The sequence below is a fragment of the Neobacillus sp. PS3-40 genome, from assembly GCF_030915485.1.
Taxonomy (GTDB): Bacteria; Bacillota; Bacilli; order Bacillales; family Cytobacillaceae; genus JAUZPL01.
In genome coordinates this window covers 3477532-3500490 of the sequence record NZ_CP133266.1, presented here as the reverse complement: position 1 = coordinate 3500490, position 22959 = coordinate 3477532, and the positions used below count along the sequence as shown (strand labels likewise).

22 protein-coding genes are annotated in these 22959 nt (G+C 36.1%); 9 read left to right on the top strand and 13 right to left on the bottom strand.

Going from position 1 to position 22959, the window contains the following annotated elements; genetic code table 11:
• Nucleotides 1-213: 213 nt before the first annotated feature.
• A complete protein-coding gene (locus tag RCG20_RS17090) occupies nucleotides 214-1932 on the top strand; it encodes an L-lactate permease (protein WP_308181309.1) in 1719 nt (572 codons plus the stop codon).
• 131 nt (nucleotides 1933-2063) lie between these two features.
• Complete coding sequence (locus tag RCG20_RS17085) at nucleotides 2064-3818, top strand: B12-binding domain-containing radical SAM protein (RefSeq protein WP_308181308.1); 1755 nt, start codon at nucleotides 2064-2066, stop codon at nucleotides 3816-3818.
• An 11-nt stretch (nucleotides 3819-3829) separates the two neighbouring features.
• On the opposite strand, the gene RCG20_RS17080 is transcribed toward RCG20_RS17085, so the two are convergent.
• Nucleotides 3830-3970, bottom strand: a complete 141-nt coding sequence (locus RCG20_RS17080) for a hypothetical protein (protein WP_308181307.1) — start codon at nucleotides 3968-3970, stop codon at nucleotides 3830-3832.
• Nucleotides 3970-4131 (bottom strand): hypothetical protein, encoded by a 162-nt coding sequence (locus RCG20_RS17075; protein ID WP_308181306.1) that lies wholly within the window; start codon nucleotides 4129-4131, stop codon nucleotides 3970-3972. Before RCG20_RS17075 ends, RCG20_RS17080 begins: the two co-directional genes overlap by 1 nt.
• A 131-nt stretch (nucleotides 4132-4262) precedes the next feature.
• Between RCG20_RS17075 and RCG20_RS17070 the strand changes: the two genes are divergently transcribed.
• From RCG20_RS17070 to RCG20_RS17050, 5 genes are all read left to right on the top strand, one after another.
• Nucleotides 4263-4616 (top strand): DUF3905 domain-containing protein, encoded by a 354-nt coding sequence (locus tag RCG20_RS17070; RefSeq protein WP_308181305.1) that lies wholly within the window; start codon nucleotides 4263-4265, stop codon nucleotides 4614-4616.
• Between the two features lie 166 nt (nucleotides 4617-4782).
• On the top strand, nucleotides 4783-5904 hold the full coding sequence (locus RCG20_RS17065; protein ID WP_308181304.1) for a CdaR family transcriptional regulator: 1122 nt from the start codon (nucleotides 4783-4785) through the stop codon (nucleotides 5902-5904).
• Between the two features lie 129 nt (nucleotides 5905-6033).
• The gene (glcD, locus tag RCG20_RS17060; protein WP_308181303.1) at nucleotides 6034-7446 is read left to right on the top strand and encodes a glycolate oxidase subunit GlcD; all 1413 of its coding nucleotides are present in this window, start codon (nucleotides 6034-6036) and stop codon (nucleotides 7444-7446) included.
• On the top strand, nucleotides 7443-8768 hold the full coding sequence (locus tag RCG20_RS17055; RefSeq protein WP_308181302.1) for a (Fe-S)-binding protein: 1326 nt from the start codon (nucleotides 7443-7445) through the stop codon (nucleotides 8766-8768). Before glcD ends, RCG20_RS17055 begins: the two co-directional genes overlap by 4 nt.
• Nucleotides 8769-8930: 162 nt before the next feature.
• On the top strand, nucleotides 8931-9134 hold the full coding sequence (locus RCG20_RS17050) for an alpha/beta-type small acid-soluble spore protein (protein WP_308181301.1): 204 nt from the start codon (nucleotides 8931-8933) through the stop codon (nucleotides 9132-9134).
• 53 nt (nucleotides 9135-9187) lie between these two features.
• On the opposite strand, the gene RCG20_RS17045 is transcribed toward RCG20_RS17050, so the two are convergent.
• The 5 genes from RCG20_RS17045 to RCG20_RS17025 all read right to left on the bottom strand — a co-directional run bounded on the left by RCG20_RS17045 (nucleotide 9188) and on the right by RCG20_RS17025 (nucleotide 14895).
• Nucleotides 9188-10249 (bottom strand): anti-sigma-I factor RsgI family protein, encoded by a 1062-nt coding sequence (locus RCG20_RS17045; protein ID WP_308181300.1) that lies wholly within the window; start codon nucleotides 10247-10249, stop codon nucleotides 9188-9190.
• Complete coding sequence (sigI, locus tag RCG20_RS17040) at nucleotides 10246-11001, bottom strand: RNA polymerase sigma factor SigI (RefSeq protein WP_308181299.1); 756 nt, start codon at nucleotides 10999-11001, stop codon at nucleotides 10246-10248. Before sigI ends, RCG20_RS17045 begins: the two co-directional genes overlap by 4 nt.
• Nucleotides 11002-11118: 117 nt before the next feature.
• On the bottom strand, nucleotides 11119-12420 hold the full coding sequence (locus tag RCG20_RS17035) for a DUF5667 domain-containing protein (protein WP_308181298.1): 1302 nt from the start codon (nucleotides 12418-12420) through the stop codon (nucleotides 11119-11121).
• 121 nt (nucleotides 12421-12541) lie between these two features.
• A complete protein-coding gene (locus RCG20_RS17030; protein ID WP_308181297.1) occupies nucleotides 12542-13024 on the bottom strand; it encodes a hypothetical protein in 483 nt (160 codons plus the stop codon).
• A gap of 290 nt (nucleotides 13025-13314) precedes the next feature.
• Nucleotides 13315-14895, bottom strand: coding sequence for a peptide chain release factor 3 (locus RCG20_RS17025; RefSeq protein WP_308181296.1), 1581 nt, complete (start codon nucleotides 14893-14895; stop codon nucleotides 13315-13317).
• A 212-nt stretch (nucleotides 14896-15107) separates the two neighbouring features.
• Between RCG20_RS17025 and RCG20_RS17020 the strand changes: the two genes are divergently transcribed.
• Nucleotides 15108-16832: an AAA family ATPase gene (locus tag RCG20_RS17020; RefSeq protein ID WP_374120484.1), complete on the top strand. Its 1725-nt coding sequence runs from the start codon at nucleotides 15108-15110 to the stop codon at nucleotides 16830-16832.
• A 105-nt stretch (nucleotides 16833-16937) separates the two neighbouring features.
• Here RCG20_RS17020 and RCG20_RS17015 read toward each other — a convergent pair whose 3' ends face one another.
• A complete protein-coding gene (locus tag RCG20_RS17015) occupies nucleotides 16938-18506 on the bottom strand; it encodes an IS1182 family transposase (protein WP_308181295.1) in 1569 nt (522 codons plus the stop codon).
• A gap of 222 nt (nucleotides 18507-18728) precedes the next feature.
• On the opposite strand from RCG20_RS17015, the gene RCG20_RS17010 reads away from it, so the two are divergent.
• Nucleotides 18729-19148, top strand: coding sequence for a YkvA family protein (locus RCG20_RS17010; protein WP_308181294.1), 420 nt, complete (start codon nucleotides 18729-18731; stop codon nucleotides 19146-19148).
• 221 nt (nucleotides 19149-19369) lie between these two features.
• Here RCG20_RS17010 and RCG20_RS17005 read toward each other — a convergent pair whose 3' ends face one another.
• The 5 genes from RCG20_RS17005 to RCG20_RS16985 form a co-directional block, all read right to left on the bottom strand.
• Nucleotides 19370-19969: a cell wall hydrolase gene (locus RCG20_RS17005; RefSeq protein ID WP_308181293.1), complete on the bottom strand. Its 600-nt coding sequence runs from the start codon at nucleotides 19967-19969 to the stop codon at nucleotides 19370-19372.
• Nucleotides 19970-20159: 190 nt separating this feature from the next.
• Nucleotides 20160-20300 (bottom strand): YjcZ family sporulation protein, encoded by a 141-nt coding sequence (locus tag RCG20_RS17000; RefSeq protein WP_308181292.1) that lies wholly within the window; start codon nucleotides 20298-20300, stop codon nucleotides 20160-20162.
• Nucleotides 20301-20322: 22 nt separating this feature from the next.
• Nucleotides 20323-20427 (bottom strand): YjcZ family sporulation protein, encoded by a 105-nt coding sequence (locus RCG20_RS16995; RefSeq protein ID WP_308181291.1) that lies wholly within the window; start codon nucleotides 20425-20427, stop codon nucleotides 20323-20325.
• 315 nt (nucleotides 20428-20742) lie between these two features.
• Nucleotides 20743-22017 (bottom strand): ATP-binding protein, encoded by a 1275-nt coding sequence (locus RCG20_RS16990; RefSeq protein WP_308181290.1) that lies wholly within the window; start codon nucleotides 22015-22017, stop codon nucleotides 20743-20745.
• A gap of 165 nt (nucleotides 22018-22182) precedes the next feature.
• Nucleotides 22183-22884: a polysaccharide deacetylase family protein gene (locus tag RCG20_RS16985; protein WP_308181289.1), complete on the bottom strand. Its 702-nt coding sequence runs from the start codon at nucleotides 22882-22884 to the stop codon at nucleotides 22183-22185.
• Between the last annotated feature and the right edge of the window lie 75 nt (nucleotides 22885-22959).

Below are 22959 nucleotides of genomic sequence, written 5' to 3'. Positions count from 1 at the left end.
TTATCGCGAGTAAATTAATAGAAAATAATTCTTCCTGAAAAGATATTAATCAAAAAATCAAATAATTGTCTTGTGTTTTTTCGAAATGGTAAATATAATTTTTTTAACGACAAGCAACATCTTGTCATCAGATGACCTTGTTATTAGATGAAAGCGATTACTTGATTGAGAGGGGGATCTACAAGCTACTAGTCGGGGGACGAAACCAGAATTATGATTTTTAAATATGTGGGGGGTAATCTATTGTTCACTCAAAATTTTACAGCAGTAGGCGGGAATCTTGGCCTAACTGCAATCGTTGCACTAATACCAGTAGTCTATTTTTTCTGGGCATTAGCTATTAAGCGCATGAAGGGCCACATTGCTGGTCTATCTACACTTATCATCGCTTTAATTATTGCTGTCATTGCCTACAAAATGCCTGTAGGAATGGCCATTATGTCTGCCACTCAAGGCGCCGTTTATGGTATTGTGCCAATTGGTTGGATTATTATTGCATCAGTATTCTTATACAAACTTACAGTAAAAACTGGGCAATTCAATATTATTCGTCATTCTGTACTATCCATTACAGAAGACCGTCGCTTGCAAGCACTATTGGTAGCGTTTTCGTTCGGAGCATTCCTTGAAGGGGCAGCAGGGTTTGGTGCACCAGTAGCAATTTCCGCTGCATTACTTGTAGGTTTAGGATTTAATCCGCTATATGCAGCAGGACTTTGCCTAATTGCAAATACTGCTCCAGTTGCCTTCGGTGCTATCGGTATTCCAGTTATTGCTATGGAAGGTCCAACTGGAATAGCTGCAAAAGAAATCTCTAAAATGATTGGACGTCAACTTCCATTCCTATCGGTATTTATTCCATTCTATCTAGTATTAATAATGGCTGGCTGGAAGAGAACATTGGAAGTAATACCAGCAATCCTTGTTTCCGGTATATCATTTGCTGTTACACAATTTTTAACATCCAACTACTTAGGACCTGAACTCCCTGATATTTTATCATCACTTGTTTCCTTAGTTGCTCTTGCTGTCTTCTTGAAATTTTGGAAACCAAAAAATATTTTTCGTTTTAAAGCTGAACAAGAACTTGCTGCAACTACAACTACCAAAAAGATCGTAAAGATTAAGGAGCATTATACTGGTGGACAAATTTTTAAAGCTTGGTCACCATTTCTTGTTTTAACAGGTACCATTTCCATTTGGGGAATTCCAACAGTTAAGCTTGCTTTATCAGGGACTTATCTAGGTACTAATGCACTATTAAAATTTATTAATTCAATTGGTCTGGCATTATCTTTTCACCCTTCAGTACCACTGCTAAATAATAAAATTGCGAATGCTGCAGGAATACCAATACCTGCCGTCTACAAACTTGAAATATTTGCCGCTGCTGGTACTGCAATTTTAATAGCAGCTATAATTACAAAATTCATCGTAGCAATTTCCTGGAAAAATTGGGTTGTCACTTTTAGTGAAACACTAAGTGAATTAAAGTTCCCTATCCTAACAATTGCTTCTGTAGTTGGCTTTGCATATGTTACAAACGCAGCTGGAATGAGCACGACTCTTGGAATGACACTAGCCAAAACAGGGTCACTTTTCCCATTCTTCTCACCATTCCTCGGATGGATCGGGGTATTCATTACAGGATCAGATACATCAGCAAACCTATTATTTGCAAGTTTACAAAAGGTCACTGCTACTTCAATTGGAATGAATCCAGTGTTAGCACTCGCTGCAAACTCCTCAGGTGGGGTTACAGGAAAAATGATTTCACCTCAATCCATTGCCGTTGCCTGTGCAGCTGTTGGACTTGCAGGAAAAGAATCAGAGTTATTCCGATTCACTATTAAACATAGTATTTTCCTTGTCATTATAATTGGAATCATCGTTTTCTTACAAAATAATGTACTATCTTTCATGATTCCTTAAAAAGAAATTTTGGAAGTAAAGGTCATATCTCACCTGAGATATGACCTTTACTATTATTGCTACATATTTTTATTTACAAAAATAATCTATAATTAGATATTATTCTCATTTTATTTAAAGGAGATTTTTGAATGAACGTAATTTGTTCAACTCTAAATGCAAAGTATATTCATACAAACCTTGCAATTCGGCTGTTAAAGGCATATGTATCCCCGGAATTTGAAGTTCTAATTAAAGAATATACCCTCAAAGATCCAGTATTTAATATTGTTTCTGATTTATTTCAGCAAAATCCTACTGTCATTGGATTTAGCTGCTATATATGGAATATAGAAGAAACAATAAAAGTTATTAGTTACTTGAAAAAGGTAAACCCATCACTCTTGATTGTGCTAGGTGGCCCTGAAGTTACCTATGATACCTCCGAGTGGATGCAAAAAATTCCTGAGGTTGATTTTATCGTTTCAGGCGACGGCGAGTACACCTTTAAACGGCTGCTTTCGGAAATTGAAGCAAATGGAGATTTCAAGTCAATTCCCGGAATTACTTTTCGAAATGAGGGGCAGGTTGTAAGCAATCCCCAATCAAATGAATTAGATATTAAAAGCATTCCTTCACCATACCGATTTGAAGAAGACATCCCCCATTTAAGTAAGCGGATCACCTATTTTGAAACAAGTCGTGGATGCCCTTTTACTTGTCTTTATTGTCAGTCCTCAATTGAAGTGGGAGTCCAGTATTTTGATCGGGAAAAAGTGAAGGATGACCTCCGTTTTTTAATGGCAAATGGCGCAAAAACGATTAAATTTCTCGACCGAACATTTAATATCAGCCGAAGCTATGCTATGGAAATATTTCAGTTCTTAATTGATGAGCATGTTCCAGGAACCGTTTTCCAATTTGAAATTACTGCAGATATTATGCGCCCAGAAGTCATTGAATTCTTAAATCAAGATGCGCCAAAAGGACTTTTCCGCTTTGAAATCGGTGTGCAATCTACCAATGACAATACAAACAAGCTCGTAAAGCGAAAGCAAGATTTTTCAAAGCTAACGAAAATAGTAACTTTGATAAAAAAAGGCGGAAAAATAGAACAGCATTTAGATTTGATCGCTGGACTTCCTGAAGAGGATTACACTTCTTTTCGCAAAACCTTCGATGATGTGTTTAAGCTAAGACCTGAAGAAGTGCAATTAGGATTTCTCAAAATGTTACATGGAACAGGCCTTAGACTTCAGGCTGCTAATTGGGATTATGAATATATGGATTATTCCCCTTACGAAATTCTTTCAAATAATACTCTTTCTTTTACTGACGTTATCAAGATTAAACAAGTAGAGGATGTATTAGAAAAATATTGGAACGATCACCGCATGGACCGTACAATCGATTATATAGTTTCGAAGGTATTTGTTTCACCCTTTGATTTTTTCCAGGAATTTGGGACATTTTGGGACAAACAAGGTTGGGCAAGAATTGGCCATCAGCTTGAAGATTTATTTCGGAGATTAGATGCCTTTTTGCAAGCAAAATCAATAAAAGATCGGGAAATTATTAGTGGATTAATGAAATATGATTATTTTAAAAACCACAAATACAAGCCTAGAAAACCGTGGTGGGAAACAAACATTGATAAGAAAAAAAGAAGTATTTTATATAAGCTTTTACTCGAACGACCATTAATACTTGGTCAATCATTTGTAAACTTACAGCTTGATGAAAAAGAGCTATATAAACATACGATGATTGAAGAGCTTTCCTTTGATTTACAATTATTTTTAGAGACAGGCATAGTTGAAAGATCTCCTTCCTGCTTAGTGGCATACTTTGATGCAGCAAAGGAAAAAACACTTATGTTTTCGTTTAAAGAAGAAAAGCCGGTTTAAATAAGCCGGCTTTATTTTTTCTTTATGGGAGGGGATTTTTTCTGGTTCTTTTGTGTTATAAATGGAAGTTCATATAGCTTTATCCCATTCACATCCCCAAATTCGATACTAAATTCTTCCTCAGTAAATCCATGATTTTTTGAATCCTTCATTAAGATCTTCCCTTTTTCCCTAATTTTGAATTCCGGTTTGCCCCTTTCGAAGGCGCTTCACCATGACTAAATTCAGCTGAAAATTCGCTTTCTTGAAGATTCTTCGTTGGTGTTTTTGAATACTTTTCAACAGCATCAAATTGTGCTTTTCTTTTCGCCATTTTTACCCCTCCTTCCGTTTCTTTAGTTTCCTGCAAATACTCAACAATCATTCCCTCAGATATTTTCTTTGTTTTTCCAAAAATAAATTTTCCTTAATGACAGAAACTAAGAAAAAACAGGAGTGATCAATGTGAAGAACAGCAAAGAAGAACAGCAAATTGAAAATGTAAGCTTAGATGAAACTCTTCCACATCAAATAAATGCACCAAGCTTTAAAGGGACAGGTATAAAAATGGAACCTCCCTTTATAAATAAATATGGTGTCAAAATTGGTGACAGCATGTATGCTTCTAAAAACTCCCCGTTAGAAAATTGGACAAAAGATACTGACCCTTCCATTATGTCTGGTGATGATTGGGTACATCCAACAAATGATATTGGCTGGAATTCAACCGAAAATCGTGAACTTTTAGAAAATAAAAGAAGCCCACAGTCATTTCCATTTATGCACCCAACAAAGGATGTCGGTCAGAACAATGATTGATTAGAATTTATTTCGTGTTGCTCTAGACAATTCTTAAAAGAACTTGCATTAAAAGCAAAATGGTTCAGCTATTTTTGTAAAATCTGGGGTATTCCCGGATTTTTTTATATGCACCTATTTAGAATCGTATATAATAAAAGCAATTAATCCATGGGAGTTGTTAAGATTGCTTTTAGCAAAGCTTGCCGAAAAAATTGTTAACGAGGTTAGGAAGCTAATTGGCGAAGATATTATTGTTGTTAACACAGATGGAACAATAATTGCGAGTACTGATCGGACACGGATAGGAATGTTTCACGAAGGGGCACTAATTGTCTCAAAGGAAAAACGTAAATTAATTATCACAAAAGGTGGAGAACAAAATTTAAAAGGAGTAAAAGCCGGTATTAGCTTTCCTATTTTTTTTCAAAATAATGTGATTGGTGTTATCGGTATAACTGGCGAGCCCTTAAGAGTAACCCCTTTTGGGGAGATCATCCGTAAAATGACCGAACTTTTAATTAGCGAAAATTATTATGCTGAGCAATTTGATCGGCAATCTCGGGCAATGGAAACCTTTGTCATGGACTGGATCCAAACAAAGGATTGGGACGATTCTATTATAAATAGAGCCAGAATATTAGAGATAAACATACACCTTAGAAGAATAATAGCAATAATCGACTTTGAGTCCTTTGACTACATTATTTCTAGAGACGCTTGGACATCGATGGTGAAATGGTTTAGCCCTAATCCAAATGATATCGTTGTTAGGTGGGGGAACGAGCGGATTGTCATCCTTTTAGATTTTTCAAACAACCCAACCAAAGAAACAATTAATAAAAAGCTTGAAGGTTTTATTTCATTTCTAAGGGGCCAATTTGGGCTTTCGGCGTTTGTTGGAATAGGACAAGCAGCAGATTCAAAAGAAATACGGAGTTCATATCGGCAGGCAGAAAGAGCATTAAAGGTCTCGAAGCAAAAAATGAAGATTATTTTTGATGAGGAATTAACACTTGAAATGGTTCTAGACGAGTTAAGTCCAAAAACCATACATGACTTTATCACTCGTACAATCGGGCCAATCTTAACAGATAAAGAGTTAATAGCAACGTTAAAGGAGCTATTTAAGCAAAATCATTCCTTAAAGAAAACTTCAGATCAACTTCACATTCATATCAATACCCTCCATTATCGCTTAAAAAAAATTGATGAATACACACAATTAAACACTGGTAATATTCATGATTTGTTGATTATGTACTTAGCTATTCTTTTTTTAGATGTTCATACAAAAATTAGTGGATAAACAATACTATTTTCATACATTTATACATAGCAGGCAGTATGCCTGTTTTTTTATACTTAGATATATAGTTTATTTAAAGCTAGAATCGAGAAATAGGTGTAAGCGCATACATTAAAAGGGGGTAATGCAATGCTTTCGAATGTTGTAAAAGATAAAATTATTGCAATTGTCACAAAGGAAAACTATGAAGACTCAAAAACGGAACGGCTAGTTTATTCATATGATTCAACACCAAACCTTCAAGCTATGCCAGATGCTGTTGTCAGTCCAAGAAATACAGAAGAGATATCTAAGATCCTTAAAATCTGTAATGAATTTAACGTTCCGATCGTTCCCCGTGGCTCCGGAACTAATTTATGTGGTGGTACATGCCCAGTAGAGGGTGGAATTGTCCTCCTATTAAAACATATGTACAAAATTCTCGAGATTGATGAAGAAAATTTGACGATAACAGTTCAACCTGGAGTTATTACTCTTGATTTGATGAAAGCAGTAGAAGCAAAAGGCCTATTTTATCCACCTGATCCAGGCTCAATGAAAATCTCAACAATAGCAGGAAATATAAGTGAAAATGCTGGTGGATTACGTGGACTAAAATATGGTGTAACAAGGGACTATGTCATTGGACTTGAAGTTGTGCTTCCAAACGGAGATATCATTCGAACTGGTGGCAAATTAGCAAAAGACGTTGCTGGGTATGATTTGACACGTCTTATGGTAGGTTCTGAAGGAACTCTTGGTGTGATCACTGAAGCAACCTTGAAATTGTTACCAATGCCTGAAACGAAAAAAACTATGCTTGCTTTATACTCAGATCTTGAGTCAGCAGCAAAAACTGTTTCTAAAATTATTGCAAATAAAATTATTCCGATAACACTTGAATTTCTAGATCAACCAACCATAAAAGTAGTAGAAGCACATGCCAAAATCGGCTTGCCAACAGATGCAAAGGCTGTTCTTTTAATTGAGCAGGATGGTCCACCAGAAGTAGTGGAACGGGATATTGAAAAAATAATCAAAATCTGTAAGGAACAAAATGCAGTGTCGGTACAAGTTGCTTCCACAGAAGCAGAAGCAGAATCACTTAGAACAGCCCGTCGTACTGCTTTATCTGCCCTTGCGCGACTTAAACCAACAACAATCCTAGAGGATGCAACAGTTCCACGTTCTGAAATTGCTAGAATGGTTAATGCCATTAATGACATTGCCAAAAAATACAAGCTTGAAATTTGTACCTTTGGTCATGCTGGAGATGGAAACCTTCATCCTACATGTCCGACCGACGCTAGGAACCATGAAGAAATGGAACGGGTTGAAAATGCTTTTGCAGAGATATTTGATAAGGCAATTGAGTTTGGTGGCACCATTACAGGTGAACATGGTGTTGGTGTCATGAAAGCCCCTTACCTTGAATGGAAACTCGGCAAGGAAGGCGTTGCCGCGATGAAAGCAATCAAACAATCATTTGACCCTAATAATATTATGAATCCTGGTAAAGTTTTTGCAAAACAAACCAGAAAACGTGTGGTGATTACAAAATGACAACAGTGAAAGAACAGAAAACTATTCAAGATCAATTTAAAGCCAGAATGAATGAAGATGAACTGTTAAATTGTATGAGATGCGGTTTTTGTTTACCGGCTTGTCCAACTTATATTGAATCTGGCTTCAAAGAATCCCATTCACCTAGAGGCCGTATTGCCATGATGAAGGCTGTTGTTGATGGTCTTATCGAGCCAGATGAGGATTTCGAACGCTCCTTAGATCTTTGCCTTAGCTGTAGAGCATGTGAAGCAGTTTGTCCTTCAGGTGTGAAATATGGCGAACTTCTAGAAGAAGCTCGAGATATTATTAGTCAAAATAAGAAGTATTCCCTACCTACACGCATAGTACGAAAAGCTGTTTTTGAAGGCCTTTTTCCTCACCCAAATAGGATGAAAAATCTGACTGGTTTAATTGGCTTCTACCAGCGATCTGGAATCCAAACAATCGCAAGGAAAATTGGCTTTTTGGGCCTACTGCCAGATTCTTTAACAGCAATGGAAAAGGTGTTACCTAAGGTTGCAACCTTAAAGCAACTGAAAAACCGCCCTGATTATCTTCCGGCAATTGGTGAACAAACGAAAAGGGTTGCATTTTTTAGTGGATGTTTAATGGATAGCATGTTTCTTGAGACAAATGATGCAACAATGAAATTGCTTCAACTTGCAGGCTGTGAAATTGTCATACCACAAACCCAAACTTGCTGTGGAGCTCTTCATGGACACTATGGAGAAAAGACATCCTCTAAGGATCTCGCCATACGAAATATTAAGGCATTCGAAGATTTAAATGTTGATTTCATTATTACAAATGCTGGTGGCTGTGGAGCATTTTTAGTAGAATATGGTCACTTGTTTCAGGATGATCCAGAATGGAATGATCGAGCACATGCCTTTTCAAACAAAATACAAGATATTTCAGAAATTCTTGTTGCTGTAAAATTCCATGAAAAAGTTAGGCTCGAGTTACCATTTCAAATTATTACCTACCAAGATTCATGCCATCTTAAAAATGTCATGAAAACTGCCTCAGCTCCTCGAACCTTACTCAAAGCAATTAAAGGAACGGAGTACAGGGAAATGTATGATGCTGACCGCTGCTGTGGTTCAGCCGGCATTTACAATATTATTGAATCCGAAAACTCAATGAAAATGCTGGATTATAAAATGGTTCAAACCAAAAATACCCAAGCTTCCACTGTTGTCACTGCAAACCCGGGATGTTTATTACAAATGAAACTCGGAATCGAAAGAGAAGGACTTGCATCAACAATGAGAGGTATTCACATTGTCGACCTTTTATTAGAAGCCGTTAAAAATTAATAAAGAAAACTCGCCAATCGGCGAGTTTTCTTTATTTTGATTTGTAAGGGCCATCATAAAATGACCATTATTCGAAAACATTTCCATACATGAATTTGGCAACTTAAATTAAAAATAGTAATACAGAGATTAAATCTCTGTAAATAAAGGAGTTGAATTAGTATGTCAAGAAACAGTAATAAGCTATTAGTACCAGGAATCGAACAATATTTGGATCAGGTAAAATATGAAATTGCTCAGGAATTTGGTGTTCAATTAGGATCTGACACTGTTTCGCGTGCAAATGGCTCCGTAGGCGGCGAAATTACCAAAAGATTAGTGCAACAGGCTCAAGCACAATTATCCGGTCAAAACTCACAAAAATAATTCAATATAAATGGCAGGAAGTCCAACATATTTGTTGGACTTCCCTCTTTTTGTTATTTGTTATGGTGCTGATTATACTTTTCTTGATCATATTTTTCTTGATCATGTTCGTCTGATTTTGCTTTATATTGTTTATTTATATAACTATGATTAACAGAGTGGGACACTTTATTATCATTATCCCATTCTTCCTCTAATTTTCTATCCTCTTCTACTGTTTCCTTCTGTTCCACTGTTTTCACTTTAACCTGTTTCCTTGGCGAGGAAACAACTTTATTTTTATAATATGAAATATTTTTGTTTTCGCTTTCTTTTTTGAAAGGAGCATGAACATCACGATTATTTTCCTGCTTTTTTATTATTTCTGCAGGTTGATTCATCTTGGTAACTTCATTTTTGTTTATTTCCTGTTCAATAGGTTCCTTAGAATTTTCATTCTTATGTGATGTTTGCATTTTATTTTCTTGATATTTTCCTGTTGTTATCCCTAAATGGTGAGCTTTTTCCATTTCCTTTTCTGATCCAGTTAAAACAGTTAGCTGAAGATGATTTTCTTTAACGGTTTCTTTAATCTCATTCATACTTTCCGTTAACTTTTTTTCCACAGGTTTTTCTGTTTTTTCAATACGAACAGTTGAGATGATAATCACATGATTTTCTTTAAGGTAACCCTGCTTCTTCATTTCATTTAGAATTGAATGTGCTACTTGTGAAACCTTCTCTTTTTTCCAATCATCAATGTGAGAGATTATCTTTTTCCCGTCAAGATTATAAGCAGTTAGGTTAACTACTTTCATGCTTTTATTTACCCCAAGCTCAATACTTGGATTAACATCTATGGACATATATGCATATGCTTTGTTTGTCTGATACATCGGAATAAACGTACCTAGAAAAAGCAGGAATGCAACCAAGAATGCTGGCAGTGGTTTAATCCTGAATAAATTTGAAAGAATATAAGTGCTGTTTTTCTTGGGTTCTTGTATTGGATAAAAAAACAGCTCTTCCCCAATCGTATAGGATTGGTTAAGGTTTTTTGCATGTAAAAATTCACCACTAGGGGTTAATAGGGTCAAATGAGCATCGTTTATTTCGATTAAAATCCCTTTTTTCATGTTTCAAGCACCCCCTTTATATAATCCTTCATATAAATATAATCCCCTGAAAGTATTAGAGCGATTGCTATAATGTATTTACGGTTTCGCTCAATTGTCTTTCTGCTGACTTCCACCATTTGTTCAAGCTGCTTAATAGGCAGTCGCTTTTTTTCTATTAATAAACTTCTAAGTTCTTCATCTTCAGAAAGAATTTTTGCAATTGTAATAGCACTTTTTCTTGCATCTGCATGCTTTGGAGAGTTTTCCACTAAATCACTGAAACTTAGATCATATATTTTTAACATTTGCTGAAACCGGATAATTTCATCTTTGCGTTGTTGCTCATCGGATTTTTTTTTATAATCGTCCATGGAAAGTTCATTAACAATAATGGTCCCTGATGACTCTTCCTCTTGTGAATCGCTCGATAAATCATAGCTAATATGCTGGTTTTTAGAGTGTTTACGGATATAATCAATTACTCTTCTTTTAATTAAAACATCCGCAAAACTTAGTAGTGAGCTCCCTCGTTCAGGTGAGTATTTTTCGATAGCTTCATTAAATGAGATAAGGCCAATGCTAAACTCATCGTCCGTTTCATATATATATCGTTTACAGACAGCTGAAACACTCTTTGCAATAAACGGTTTGTATGAGTTGATGACTTCGTTTTGTAAATCATGATCGCCCTTTTGAATTAGCAATACAGATTCTTCTAGTGTTCGTTTTTTCTTTTTAGTCATAAACAACAAACTTAGCATTAGCTTCACCTCCTGATTCACGCAATTATAACATACGAATGTTCGTATGAATTTTGTGGGGGTAAAGGTATTTAGAAAAGATAGCCCCAATTAAGGCTATCTTTTCCAGTCTATTGTTTGTAGAAATTACTTGCGGTCTTTACCATTGTTTTTATTACCATGCTCATTCTCATGTTTGTTCTCGTTAGCTGTTTTTTTAGCTTCTTCATGTTTTTGTGTCATTTGTTTTTTAACTTCCTGATGTGCTTGTTTTACGTTTTGGTGAGTAGCTTTCTTTTCAACTTTAGCTGCTTGATGTATAGCCTTTTTCGTTGTTGGGACTGGCTTTACTTCATCTTTAGTTTCGTCAGTTACATCTTCATTATCTTTTTGATCTGTTGTAGTAGTTGTATCTGTTGTAGTAGTTCCATCTTCAGTCGCATTGTTTTGATCTTGGACAACTGTTTGATCTGCATCTTTTTCTTCGTCTGCTTCTTCTTTCTTATCGTGATTCAATTTAGATTCTATTTTATCCACTTTTTTTGCAAGTTTAGCATAGCTTTTTTCGATATTTCTTTGTAATGCTGCTCTTGCAACTGGATTTTTAACTTTTTCAAGTGCTGCTTGTAAGGCAATAATATTTTGTGACATAACATCTTTTACTTCTTGCACATCATCTGATGGCTGATCTGCTTTAGTCGCTTGATCATCAGTTGCAGTTACGTCAGTTGCTGGGTTCTCAGTTTTCACTTGATCACCAGTAGCAGTTTCCTCAGTTGATGAGTTTTCAGTATTTTGTTCGTCTGCATTGACTTCATCAGTTGCTTGAGCTTGGTCACCATTTTGTACTTGATCAGTTGTTGGCTCTGCATCTGTTTGTGGTTCAACAATTTTATTAGCATCTTTCATATCTGCTAATGCTGTTTGAATTGTTTTTAATGCGTCATCTTGATTACCTGAGGCGAAAAGCGCTTGTGCTTCGGCTAGACGTTCTGAAGCAAAGCTTGCCAATAATTGTGCATCTTTCACTTTATCAAATGAAAGTGCCAATTGAATTTTTTCAAAAGCTATTTTCGCAAAATAAAAGAAATCCCCAGGTAATAAAGATGGTGCTTCTTGCGTTTCAGTTTGTGTTGTAGCTGTTCCATCTGTTGTTGTATTAGTTGGTGTTGCTGTTCCATCTGTTGTTGTATTAGTTGGTGTTGCTGTTCCATCTGTTGTTGTTGTATCGGTTGGTGTTGCTGTTGATGTAGTTGCATCAGTTGATGTAGTAGCACTTCCATCAGTTGTTGCTGTCTGGAGGTCAACTGTTGAATAGTTACCTGTTTGATTTGTTGTTCCCTCAGCAAATGCCTTACTTGCAGAGAATGTAAATGACCCGGCTAAAACCACAGCTAATGTAGCTTTTCCTATTTTATTTAGATTCTTGTAGTTAGTTAATTTTATCAATTCAGTCACCTCTAATTTTTTTTTGTTGCGGCCGCTTTTTCACTAAAGAGTTACGCATTTATAAAAGAGGTTGTGGGGGTATATAAAAAAATTCAAAAAAACCATCCAAGCTATTGATTGTTTACTTGGATGAATTGTTTTTTTGATTATATTTAAAAGATAAGATAAATTTGATCAAATACCCGATTAATAATCCGGGAATTAAGAAGATCATTGGTAAGAAAACAGGGCCGAGAAATAAATTAAAAATAAGTAGTTTTGGCGATACCATTAAACCAATGGTTACAAAGTAGGCACCAAAAATAAACGGCAAAAATGAAAGCTTTTCATCTGAAGGCATGGCAAATCGATAGCTATCCCACATTGCAAACATATATACACATGGATAGAACATTAACCATTGGTAATCGGTTACAAGATGTGCTTTTTCAAATTCACCTAAGAAGCTATACATAATAGCTTGGTTAAAATTGCTTTTCACATTAATAATAAATTCCAACATAACAAATAATATTCCCTTAATATATTGACCAATCAATAATTGGCTAAAACCTGGTAAGGCAATACTCCATAAAACAGCTTCTAATTTACTTAATGGTTTCATTTTTAATCCCATCTTCTTGGCATAATATAATTTTAGGATATCCAATAAATTACCAAATTAACAAAACACATGAATTTTTAATAAAGAAAACTTTGCTAGCGCCAAGCCTTAAGGCGCCGGCGATAGCCTAGTTGCACTTATACTTTCCTATTAGCTTAAAGAAAGATCGCCGATTGGCGAGCCCCTAAGGGCGATGATTAGGCGTAGTTGCACTTATGCGCTAGCAGAATTTATGAATATAAATTCTGCTTAGCAAAAATAAAACGGCGGGAATCCTCCCCGCCGTTTTATTAGTCATGCATATCCATTGGATTATAAAGTTTTACCGTTGGGTTTTTCTCTTGGAACCATCTTAGAGCAAAATCATTTTCAAATAAAAATACATATTGTTCAAAACGGTCTTTTACAAGTAAACTTCGAGAACTAGATAGATTTTCATCGACCACATCACTCTCAAGCCATCTTGTAATTTTTGAACCGTAACGTTCCATATAGACTTCAGCATTATACTCATTTTTCATCCGATGCTCAAAAACTTCAAATTGCAGCTGTCCAACAGCACCTAGCAAGTATTCATCCGTCTTAACTGTTTTAAATAACTGGATAGCCCCTTCTTGAACGAGCTGGTTTATCCCTTTATAAAACGACTTTTGTTTCATCACATTTTTAGCAGATACCCGCACAAATAGTTCAGGCGTAAATTGAGGAAGTCTTTCAAATTGGAAATCATCTTTTCCTGTTGTGATGGTATCTCCAATTTGGTATGTGCCGGTATCATAGAGGCCAATAATATCTCCACTAACCGCTTCTTCTACAGTGCTACGCTCTTCAGCCATAAATGAAGTAGATTGAGAAAGTTTTAGCTGCTTATTTAACCTTGGAATATTGACTGTCATTCCGCGTTCAAATTTTCCTGAGCAAATACGGACAAATGCAATTCGATCACGATGGGCCGGATTCATGTTGGCCTGGATTTTAAATACAAATCCAGAAAATTGTTCAGACATCGGATCAATTTCTCCAGCTGATGAATTCCGCGCTATTGGAGGTGGTGCAAATTGCAAATATGTTTCTAGAAATGTTTGAACACCAAAAGCAGTTAACGCACTCCCGAAGAATACAGGAATTAATGCTCCATTTGCTACTTTTTCTGGTGAGAAACTATTTCCAGCTTCATTAAGTAACAATACCTCTTCCAGCGTTTGATCATATAGTCCTGTAGATTTCAACGAGTGCTCCCCATCAATTTCTCCATTAGCATTGAGTGGAATAAATCTTTCTTCCTCACTGACTCGGAATTGTTCAATGCGATTGAAAAAGCGATCGTAAATACCTAAAAACTCTTTTCCCATACCGATTGGCCAGTTCATTGGGTACGATTCAATCCCCAAAACTTCTTCAAGTTCAGCAAGGAGTTCTAGTGGGGGTTTTCCTTGACGATCAAGCTTATTGATAAAAGTGAAAATTGGGATACCACGCATCCGGCAAACCTTAAAAAGCTTTAAGGTTTGTTCCTCGATCCCTTTGGCAGAATCAATAATCATGACTGCACTGTCTACTGCCATTAAGGTACGATACGTATCTTCACTAAAATCTTGGTGCCCTGGAGTATCCAAAATATTTACTTGAAAACCGTTATAATCAAATTGCATCACACTAGATGTAACAGAAATTCCACGTTGCTTTTCAATTTCCATCCAGTCACTTGTAGCATATTTACCCGTTTTCCTTGCCTTTACGGTACCAGCATCACGAATCGCTCCGCCGAATAATAGTAGTTTTTCCGTTAAAGTTGTTTTACCAGCATCTGGGTGGGATATTATCGCAAATGTCCGGCGAGATAATACTTCATCTTTAAAATTCTTACTCATTTTGTAGTCCTCTCTTTTACCAATGAAAATTTTTGCTCATAACTTCAATCTTATATGTCTATTTAAAACTTTGCAATCCTTGATAGGTAAAAACAAGCATTTTCTTAACCTATAACATTCTATTACGACATTTTCCAGTGGTTCCCACCATCCTTTTTCATCAATACCTTTTATAATAGAAATATACTCTTTAGAATAAGGAGATGGATTTTTTGAATCAAAGTAGAAAAATGGTTACTAAACTAATTCCGCTCATCGTGGCGATTTTCATAATCAGTGCTGCTACTACATGGATCGTGCAATCAACAAATAACGAAATTTCTATTCCCTTTTCTACACTCGAGAAAACAATTCAAAATCAAAATGGAAAAACCGTCGCTCTTACAGAACATGCTGATGGTAGCCTTAATATAACAACAAAAGATGGTGAGTATGTTTCCCATGTACCACCGAATAGCCAAATGATCGACAAGCTTGTTGAGAAATACAATATTGATTATACTTTCTCAAATAGCACCCCCATGGGAAAATGGGTAATAGGTGGTGTCATCCTATTACTTGCTGCAGCAGCTTTTGGACTTCAAAAAACAAAAGGTGGCTTTGGCATTTCAAATACAATGAAAAATAGTATTTCTAAAGCCCGCCCGCTTCCTTCGATTCGTTTAGAGGATGTTGGAGGCCTTGGTGAAGAAATGAAAGAGGAGATTTTACAAACCCTTTCCATTCTAAAAGAACCTGAACGTTCTATCAAAATGGGAATTAAGCCTCCAAAAGGAATCCTATTATATGGACCACCAGGTACCGGAAAAACGTTACTTGCCCAGGCAATAGCCCGGGAACTTGAAGCATCTTTCTTTTCAACAAGTGGATCGGCCTTCAATGAATTATTTGTTGGCGTTGGTGCTAGTCGAGTCCGTTCCTTATTTCAAAGCGCTCGAAAAGCTGGTCCTGCTGTTATTTTTATTGATGAAGTTGATGCCCTTGCAGGAAGAAGGAAGGCACATGGCGGGGAAGAAGCTGAAAAAACGTTAACAGAGCTTCTTGTTCAGCTTGATGGCGGTCATTCTAATGAAGGAATTCTTTTTATTGCCGCTACTAATAGAAAAGATATGTTAGATGAAGCTTTTCTTCGCCCCGGACGAATTGATTTTTCTTTCAACGTCCCGCTTCCAGATATGAATGGAAGAAAAGAAATTATTGAAATCCACACAAAAAAGAAGCTTCTTGCTGGAGATGTACTTATCAGCTTGGATGATCTAGCCGAGAGTACTTCAGGTTTTTCAGGTGCAGATCTTCAGTCCCTTTTTGAAACAGCCAGTAGACGAGCTGTTCGAAATGGTCAAGAGATGATTCGAAAAGGTGATATTGATTATGCACTAGATCGAACCATTTTAGGAAACACCTCCCGTTCATTACAAGATCAGGAATTAAAACGCAGAGTTGCCATCCACGAAGCTGGACATGCGATTATTGCATCTTTAACAAAGCCTGGCTCTGTTCGAAAAGCGACAATTATTCCGCGTGGCGAAGCACTCGGTTATGTTGCACCTATTCCAAAAGAGCTACACTTATCGACTACAAGTGAATTGCTAGATCAAGTGAGTATGGTACTCGGTGGCGGAATTGCTGAGCGAATGTTTCTTGGTGAACATAGTATCGGTGTAAGCGGTGATGTGAAACAGGCGAAACATATCATTGAACAAATGGTTGACACCGGAATGGTACAGGACGGCTTTACGTTAACCTTTAATAAACAAGATAAAGAGACAAAAATGCAGGAATTATTCCAAAAGGCATTAATTAAAGCAGAAGATTTAATAAAGAATAATCAGGATCAGTATTTGCAATTAGTTGATGCTTTATTAAAGAAAGAAACACTTGAAGGTACCGAAGTTGAGGAAATTGTAAGAACGCAAAATTCACCTGTTTCAGCATAAGCGAAAGAGGCTGGGACATAACTAGCTTCAAATAGTAAGAAAGGTGAATTTGAGCTTACTCAAATTCACCTTTCTCTATTTTGGGGTGTTAATTCTTCTATTACCTTAGTTGTTGGCAGTGAATTTTCTTAAATTCACTGCCATTAACGCGAGGCCCATTTCGTTTTCTACTTTCGATTTTCCTCGTACAGAAAACCGAGAGAAACGCAAATTAGCCTTCAAGAATCCAAAAACTGGTTCCACATCGATTTTGCGTTTTCGATAGATGGCACTCGTTTTCTCTTCTGAAAGCTTCTCTCTTACATATTCTTTTTGCTGTTCCCATTTTTCATTCACCATTAGTTTTCGATTGTTTCCTTCTTTTGCTTTTGTACATGATGAACGGAACGGGCATCCTGAACAGTCTTCGCACTCATAGATTTTGAACTTCCGTTGGAAGTCTGTACGGTCATTACGTATAGAATGATATTGAAATTTAAGAAGTTTCTGATTGGGACATGTATATGTATCTGTTTCTTCATTATACTGCCAATTGTCGGGATTAAATGTGTTTTGTTTATACTTTTTCTTTTGTTCTTTCAAATACATGTTATACGTAATAAGTGCTTCTCGTTTTCTGTTCGAAAGGATATCATTATAGTTTTGTTCACTACCATAACCTGCATCTGCGACAATGTGTTTCGGTAACTCGAAATAATGCTGCTCGATCTCATCTAGAAATGGAATTAACGTACGTGTATCTGTTGGGTTTGAAAATAAACTATAGGCAAGCGCGTATTGACCTTCCGTTGCGATTTGTACATTGTAACCTGCCTTCAATTGTCCGTTTTGCATATAATCATCTTTCATTCGCATAAATGTCGCATCCGGATCTGTTTTAGAATAGCTATTACGTGTGCCAAATATTTCAAAGTCTTGTTGGTATTTCTGTTTTCGTAAGACAAAATCAATCAACTGTTTACGCACTTGTTTCGGGTATTTACGTTCACTTCTTAAGGCTTTTCGTTCTAGAACGTCTGTCGATACTTCAATTTGTTTATCATACTCGGTTACGACATCGTCCACTTTTTTAACCAATTGAGCGATCTCTTCCAATGATAACTGTTCATCGCTTTCACATTTAATTTCAGGTATGATTTCGTTCTCAAGTAGTTCATTGTATAGCTGATTTGACTTTTCAATTAAACTTTGATGATATTTCTCAACCGATTTCTTCCAGACAAACGTAAATTTATTCGCATTTGCTTCAATCTTTGTGCCATCGATAAAAACCGCTTCTTGATCGATAAGTTTTTCTTCAATCAATTGGCAACGGAATTGGACGAAACATTGGCGGATTAAATCTTTCACTTCTGATTGAACACGGAATCGGTTTATTGTGCGGTAGCTTGGTTCATGTCCTTGAGCCAGCCACATCATACGGATACTATCTTTTAATAAGGCTTCAATTTTACGCCCTGAAAAGACAGATTGTGTGTAGGCACATAAGATAATTTTAAGCATCATGCGTGGATGATAGGCTGGGCAACCCTCATTTCGAAGAAATGGTTCGAACGCTTCATGAGGGATACTTTCAACTAAATGATGGACATGGTAGGCAATATCATTATTTTGTAATTTTACTTCTAAATCTAAAGGCAAAACTAATTGATTCATGATATAATTTTTGAACATAAGGACCCTTCTTTCGGATGAAATTTGGTGTGGTAACTTTATTTTATCAGAAGTGGCCCTTATTTTTATTGGAAAATAATCAAAGCCGGTGAAATTTTACTTATCGTAAAATTCCACCGGCTTTTTCATCTCAGAGGTGGGTTTTGTCCCAGCCTCTTTTTTAAATGAATTATCCTTTTTAGTGGTAAACTAACACGATCAATTAAAAAGGAAGTGTTGGTCTTGTTAAGTAAAAAAGCATTAGATTTAGAAAATGTGCAACAAAAATATAAAGGAAAAGCAGAGGAATATCTTAATCATCCTGAAAAAACAGAGGGACTCTTGCAGCTAGCCATTCAAAAAGCTAATGATGAAAAGGGCATTTTGGGAAATGTATGGGAGAAACTTCAGCTATTTTTTGAACTCATAAAGGCATACACAAAGGGAGAATATCGCGAAGTTTCAAAGGGAACGATTCTAACCATTCTTGGAGCCATTGTTTATTTTGTTGCCCCCATTGATGTTATCCCAGACTTCATCGTTGGTCTGGGAATAGTTGATGATGCCGCAGTCATCAGTTATGCCATCAGAAAAATCACACCTGAATTAGAGAAGTTTCAAAAGTGGAAGAATGAAGAAAACTTGGATAGCACCAGGCATTAGGGCGGGTGATTGCCTGGTTGCCCTTATACGCTAGCAGAATTTATGAATATAAATTCTGCTTTAGCTAATGAAATCCCACTGTCTCGACTTTAAGTTGGTTCGGGGCGCATATTGGGACTCTTTGTAACCCTTGTCATAAAAAATGGTCGATTGCGGGCATGATTAGAGTTTATTCATTCCCGTATTCAGCTTGGTCATCTTCTAATTATGAAAAGCTCTCATTAGATAGCAAAACGATGGTTTCCAATAACTTCGGTTGTTTTTTTCGCCTTTAACCATTTGTTGTCTGTTAAATCTGGGTTGTAGAAATATAATGCGTCTGTAATATTACCTTTTTTAGCAATCGCTTCATTTACAGCTTTTTTAGCTTCATCCCCAGCTGGTTTATTTATCATTCCATTTTGAACTGGTTCAAATTGCTGCTTTTCATAAATCACATCATGAATTGTATCAGGAAACTCATTGCTGTCGACCCGATTTAAAACCACTGTAGCTACAGCTACTTTTCCAGCAAATGGTTCTCCTTTCGCCTCAGCTGTAACAAGCCTTGCCAATAACTCTTTATCCTGCTTGGGAACCTGTTTTGGAATAATGATTTTTTTCCCAGGCGTAAGTACATAATCTTGACCTTCATTCCATTTTTTTAATTCTATTTTGGAAACCCCAAATTTAACCGCTATTTGATAAAAAGTATCTCCTTTGTTAACTTTGTAAATTTTCGTAGAATCAAGTGTTTTTGCACTAACATGGTGTGTTGGACCTGGATGAATCAACACGTTCAAAAAAACGATAACAATTAGAAAATAGGCAAATCGTTTCATGTTGTGTCCTCCCTCATCCTTATTTGTATCTATCTACCGTAACATGGATCCCGCACTCACCCAACCCTTATTTTTTTCCATGGAAAAAGTGGATTTTCATACCAACAAGGTCCGTTACTTAGCACTTTTCCCCTTTTTAAAAAAAGAAAAAAGTGGGAAAACCCACTTTTTTCTTTACTCATATTGAATTTTAAAATCTAAAACAAGCAGCACCTACAATAATCAAGAGGATGAATAATACTACGATTAAAGCGAATCCTCCACCGAAACCTACACCACCATAACCACCACAACATCCGCCACCATAGCCGTAGCCACCGTATCCAAACATAATGATAACCTCCTTTTATTTATTAATAGAATCCTCCAAAGCCCCAAGAGGCTCCGATAATGATTAATAAGATAAATAAAACAACCAACAGGGCAAAACCGCCGCCGTAGCCAACTGCTGCACCCATATTTCATTACCTCCTTTTTGTAAGTCTATATATCCTATTCAGCTAGGCAAAAATGTGCAATAGGCACATGAGCGAAATCCCCAAATATTTAAAAAAGGAATAAGCCCTTTCTTAAATGGACTTTTTCCCTTCATATTTCTAATAAAAATATGAATAAAGAAAACTCACCGATTGGCGATTCCCTAAGGGCGATGACAGCGGAGTAGTTGCATTTATGCTAATCAGAATTAAATTCTGATTAGCATAAAAAACCAACAACAGATTTGTTGTTGGCTTGTTTTTACTGGTTAATTTATGTTTGTTTTTTAAAATTAGTCAAATAGCCCATTTAGGAAAGTACAGACTAAAGGTTGTTCCTTCATTTGGTGTCGATTCAACTTCAACCCTTCCGCCCATTGATTCTGTGATCTTATAGGTTGAAGCTAAGCCAAGGCCAGTTCCATTCACTTTTCCAGAAGGGAGCGGTTGGCCAAGTTGGTTGAGGATTTTTGCAGGGATACCACTCCCATTATCCTCAACAATGATATAAACTTCCTTTAACATCTCATGTAAGCATATATTCACACGACCATTTGGGGAACAAGCTTCAATAGCATTTTTAATAATATTCAATAATGCAAACCGCAATAAAGATGGATCTCCTTTAATCGCAATTTGATCGTCAGCTGTCGAAGTATAAATTAAGTCTACCTGATGCATATCTGCATATGACTTCATCAGTTCAACAACTTGCTCAAGTTCAGTAATGAAACTTAAATCTCCTTGTTCCTCCCACTTTTCCCCCATAAACGTAAGATAATGATCAAGGCAACGTACTGCCTGTTTCAATTCATTCTTTGTTTGAAGAAGATGATATGATTGGCTAGAAGATACCGGTTCCTCTTGAACCATATTCAAAAAGCCCTCAGCAGATTTGAGTGGAGAAATCATCTGTTGTGAAATATAAACGAGCATATGATTAATTGTATGATTTTTCTCAAACTGGATAACTTTCGTTGTCATGTCTTCCATTTCCCTCATCGAATTTTGGAAAAATAATGCCATCCAAAAAGTTATAAAGTTAAATATAGAAAACCAAAGCCATAAAACAAATTCTTGTTGTGAAAAAGAATAATCATCCAAAAATTGCGTGCCTAATGCAAAAAATACAAGTGAAATAGTTAATAAAAGGTAAGGATAAGATTTTTCGAATTTTGGATTCATTTTTCCTGAACGGGGTATGGTATAGTGAAATGCCACAAGTAAGAGGACTGTCATCCATAATCCTCCCAAGTAAAAGCCCATTCCACCAATCATGAAACGATAGGACATTAGGAGAATAGAGAGGAAAAGACCAACCCTATAGCCACCGAACAAAAAGGCCATAATCAACGGGATAAAGCGAAAATCCAAAATATAATCTTTGCTAATAGATACAGGAAATGTCATACAAATAATAATTGAAATACCACAAAGGACACTAAAGATGGTTTTCTGAACTTTAATTTGACCAAATTTCTTACGAAAATACGATTGAAACAATAGCATTGGAAATAAAATACAGAAAATTTGCAGCAACCACAATCCAATATATGATGGCACAATAATCATACAGAGTCCTCCTTTCCTTATATTATTAGTTTAACCACTTATAAACGATAAATCTATTACATACGTCACATATTTGTCAATTTTACCATAAAAACATATTCAATAATCGTAATTGCGTAAAAAAAGGGACTTACCACTTTAGGTAAGTCTCTTTCTGTTTGTATTTCACTGTATCATTTCATCGACTCGGGAATAAGTATATCCCTGTTTAGACAATTCTAAAATTACTCTCTTTAATGCTTCTATTGTAAATTGGGGTGCATCTTCATTTGCACCCCATGTGTCACCACAATCGTGTAATAAAACAATATCTCCGGGTTTAACCCTTTCAAGAAGTCTTGATTCTATTTTCTTACTACCTCCCTTACTTCGCCAATCTCCAACCATCAGCGACCATAATATAATCCGGTACTTTTTATGAATAAAAAAGTCAAATAGATTCAATACTCCCCACGGTGGACGATAAAAGGTAGGTTTGACACCAATTATATTTTCAATGACCTGAACCGATTTCTCTAATCCTTGCTTCACTTTCCAAGGTGACATAAACCAATTTGACTGATGAACATAGTTATGAATTCCTATTAAATGACCTTCCCTGTACATCCTTTGGATAATTTCAGGATAATTTTCAGCCTTTGACCCCACAACAAAGAAGCTGGCTTTTATTTGATGTTGGTTTAATAAATCAAGCAATTCATTCGTATATGTTGGACTTGGTCCATCATCAAATGTAAAGGCAATTTGCCTTGTCCTGATTCCTTTACGATAAACACCAAAACCAGCCCATGATGACAATATATAAGGAATAACTGTATAAAGTAAAAATAAAACTAAAAAAATAATAATGGTTGCAACAAAAATCAATTAAATACTCCTCTCTTTTGAATCTTAAAGCGTAATTAGGTAGCCAGGAAAGCAGATTAAAATTTTCAATTAGGA